The 2,760-nt window shown below is 64.5% G+C and carries 3 protein-coding genes and 1 pseudogene; 2 read left to right on the top strand and 2 right to left on the bottom strand.

Features of this window, described 5'->3' with window-relative positions; all coding sequences use genetic code 11:
• Positions 1-56: 56 nt before the first annotated feature.
• Positions 57-428: an ElaB/YgaM/YqjD family protein gene (locus PMI42_RS37340; RefSeq protein ID WP_008145279.1), complete on the bottom strand. Its 372-nt coding sequence runs from the start codon at positions 426-428 to the stop codon at positions 57-59.
• Between the two features lie 76 nt (positions 429-504).
• Complete coding sequence (locus tag PMI42_RS37335) at positions 505-1,617, bottom strand: AI-2E family transporter (RefSeq protein WP_008145278.1); 1,113 nt, start codon at positions 1,615-1,617, stop codon at positions 505-507.
• Between the two features lie 207 nt (positions 1,618-1,824).
• On the opposite strand from PMI42_RS37335, the gene PMI42_RS37330 reads away from it, so the two are divergent.
• Both PMI42_RS37330 and PMI42_RS40800 read left to right on the top strand, forming a co-directional pair.
• Positions 1,825-2,595 carry a L,D-transpeptidase gene (locus tag PMI42_RS37330; protein ID WP_008145276.1) on the top strand — a complete coding sequence of 257 codons (771 nt, stop codon included), beginning with the start codon at positions 1,825-1,827 and terminating at the stop codon, positions 2,593-2,595.
• A 19-nt stretch (positions 2,596-2,614) separates the two neighbouring features.
• Positions 2,615-2,760: pseudogene (locus PMI42_RS40800) on the top strand (DUF2865 domain-containing protein); the annotation flags it as partial.

Below are 2,760 nucleotides of genomic sequence, written 5' to 3'. Positions count from 1 at the left end.
AAAAAGCCGATATCGGCGGCGCCGCGGCGCCGCCGTCTCAATTTCGATTGCGAACCTTACCGGCGCCAGACCGCGCCGATCAGGAAACCGATGCCGAGCGCGATCCCGACGGTCGCAAGCGGCCGCTGTGTGATCGCGTCTTCCAGCGATTCCTCGATCGAGCCATAGGCGTCCTGCGCCGCGCCCATCATCGCGCTGCCGCGCTCGGACATGTCGTCGAAGGTCGAATCCATGTTCTCGCGCGCCTGCTTGTAACCGCGCCGGGCTTGCTTGCCCGTTGCGTTGGCAAAGGTGTTGAGTGCGTCGGTGATCTGGTCGGTGAGGGCGGCGATATCGTTTTTCACGGCTGCTACATCCTTCTCGAGGCGTTCTGCGGTGGCTTTGTCAGTCCAGTCTCTCATCCTGGCTTCGCCATCGGTTATTGACATGACAGACTCCGAACTGTTGGCGGTGAGATGGGCGGAAAACGTTTCGTCGCCGGGTAAGTTCCGTTTGCGGAAACTGTCATTCCTGCGGCAACTGCGGCGAATTCTCCGGCAGCAGATGCTCTTTCAGAATCAGAGCGACGATCAGCAGCGGTGACGACAGGAACGCGCCCATCGGTCCCCAAAGCCAGGTCCAGAACGCCAGCGCGATGAAGACGGCGAGCGCGTTCAGCGACAGTCTGCGGCCGATGATGGTCGGTGTGACGAAGTGCCCTTCCAGGAATGTGATCCCGCCAAAGGCGAGGGCCGCCATCAGGCCGCCGCCAATGGTCGGGAATGCAACCAGCCCGACCACGGTCAGCACCACGAACATCGCCACCGGCCCGATGATCGGGATGAAGTTGAGCGCCGCCGCGAGCGCGCCGAGCCCGGCCGGATTTGGCATTCCGGTGACCGCACAGACGACGCCGGCGGCGATGCCGACGCCGACATTGATGAGGGTGACGGTCAACAGGTAATTGCCGAGGTGAACCTCGATCTCGTTGAGAATCCGCAGCGTGCGCAGCCGCGCGTCGCGATCGCCGAAATTCATGATCATCGCACGCCGCAAATCGCGCCAGCTTGCGATGAACAGGATCAGGGTGGCGAAGAACAGCAGGAATTCGGCGAAGGTCGGCGACAGGAATTCCAGCGTCGGCTGCACCCACTCGGCTTTCGGCAGCGGAAGGCTTGGCAGCCCCTCGGAGCCGCCCACCATGGTCTGGAGCTCCTTCCACAGCGCCAGCGGCCGGTCGAAGACGTGCAGCTTCTCCTTCAACTGCGTGCCCAGCTCCGGCAGGCGCGAGCTCCACTCCATTGCCGGCACGGCAATCAGGGCGACGACGAAGGCGACCACCGTCGTCACCGCGACTACGATCAGCACGGCGCCGAGGGCGCGCGGCACGTGCCGCCGTTCCAGGAAGCTTGCGGCCGGCGACAGCATGGTACCGGCGACGACAGCCATCACGACCGGGAGGAAGAACGCCTTGGCGAAATAGAGCACCGCGATAATGGCAATCAGGAGCAGGCCGGCGAGCGCATAGGCAACGAACTCGGTGCGGCGGATGATCGGCGGCAGCTCTGTATGGCGACCCGGAACGGGGGCGCCTTCGCTGTTTCCGGGAAGCAGCCGTTCACTGGGAAGGACGCGCACAATTTCTCTCCCGCACGGAGGACTCCGGGCGCCCGTTGGTGAGGAGAGAACGTCCGGGCGGCCCGTCGGTTCCATCGCGGCTTCGTGAAGCCTTGCTCGCTTGACTGTGACATCTCCGCTGCGGACAGCGACGGAACTTGAGTCGGTTCTGCTGCGTTGTTTGGGAAGCCGCATCACTGAGATGCACGCATCCCACGGGGCAAGCCCATGACAAAGTCGTCTTCAGTCCGTCGCTGCTTCTCGCCGCGCGCCGTCACAGCTTTTGCCTTCGCGACAGCATTGCTGACCGTGCCATTCGCTGCACAGGCCCAGACGCTCGGCTATGCGCCGATGCAGCTGCAGCAATACCCCCAGGATCCCACCTATTCACAGGGCTACGCAAGCGAGGAGCCGCAGGCGGCCGACGAGGATGCTGCGCTGCCCGATCGTCTGCGCCGCCAGATCGTCAGCTTCGATCGCAACGAGCCGGCCGGCACCATCGTGATCGATACCGGTAACACATATCTCTACTACGTCCTCGGCAATGGCCGCGCCATGCGCTACGGCGTCGGCGTCGGTCGTGAAGGCTTTACCTGGTCCGGCGTGCAGAGCGTCACGCGCAAGGCCGAGTGGCCGGACTGGCATCCGCCGGCCGAGATGATCGCGCGCCAGCCCTATCTGCCGCGCTTCGTTGCCGGCGGTCCCGGCAATCCGCTCGGCGCCCGTGCGATGTATCTCGGCTCCAGCGAATACCGCATCCACGGCACCAACGATCCCACCACCATCGGCAAGTTCGTCTCGTCCGGCTGCATCCGTCTGACCAACGAGGACGTCAGCGACCTCTTCAGCCGCGTCAGTGTCGGCACCAAGGTCGTGGTGCTGCCGAAGAACGCGCCGCTGATGGCGAAGGGCGGCGATCCCGTCCGCAAGCGTCCGGCCGTCACGACGCTGCCTTCGGGCCGGCAGGCGCTGAACATGCCGACATCGGCCGTGAACTGAAAAGTCTGAGTGAGGTCACATGAAGCGACGTTCGATCGGCAAACTGGCGGGTAGCGCGGCGGCATTGCTTGCCGTCGTCTCCCTCGGCCTCGCGCTGACGCCGTCGGCGCATGCGGAGGATTTCTTCTCGGCGCTATTCGGCGGTTTTGGCAGGCGACCGCCGCC

Source organism: Bradyrhizobium sp. YR681 (assembly GCF_000282615.1).
Taxonomy (GTDB): Bacteria; Pseudomonadota; Alphaproteobacteria; order Rhizobiales; family Xanthobacteraceae; genus Bradyrhizobium.
Note: the sequence above shows the minus strand (reverse complement) of the source record. Positions and strands in the feature narration are given on the sequence as shown.

Bases quoted from the DNA above. Each gene is read 5' to 3' on its own strand.
- PMI42_RS37340 (WP_008145279.1), bottom strand. From the start codon at position 428: ATGTCAATAACCGATGGCGAAGCCAGGATGAGAGACTGGACTGACAAA.
- PMI42_RS37330 (WP_008145276.1), top strand. From the start codon at position 1,825: ATGACAAAGTCGTCTTCAGTCCGTCGCTGCTTCTCGCCGCGCGCCGTC.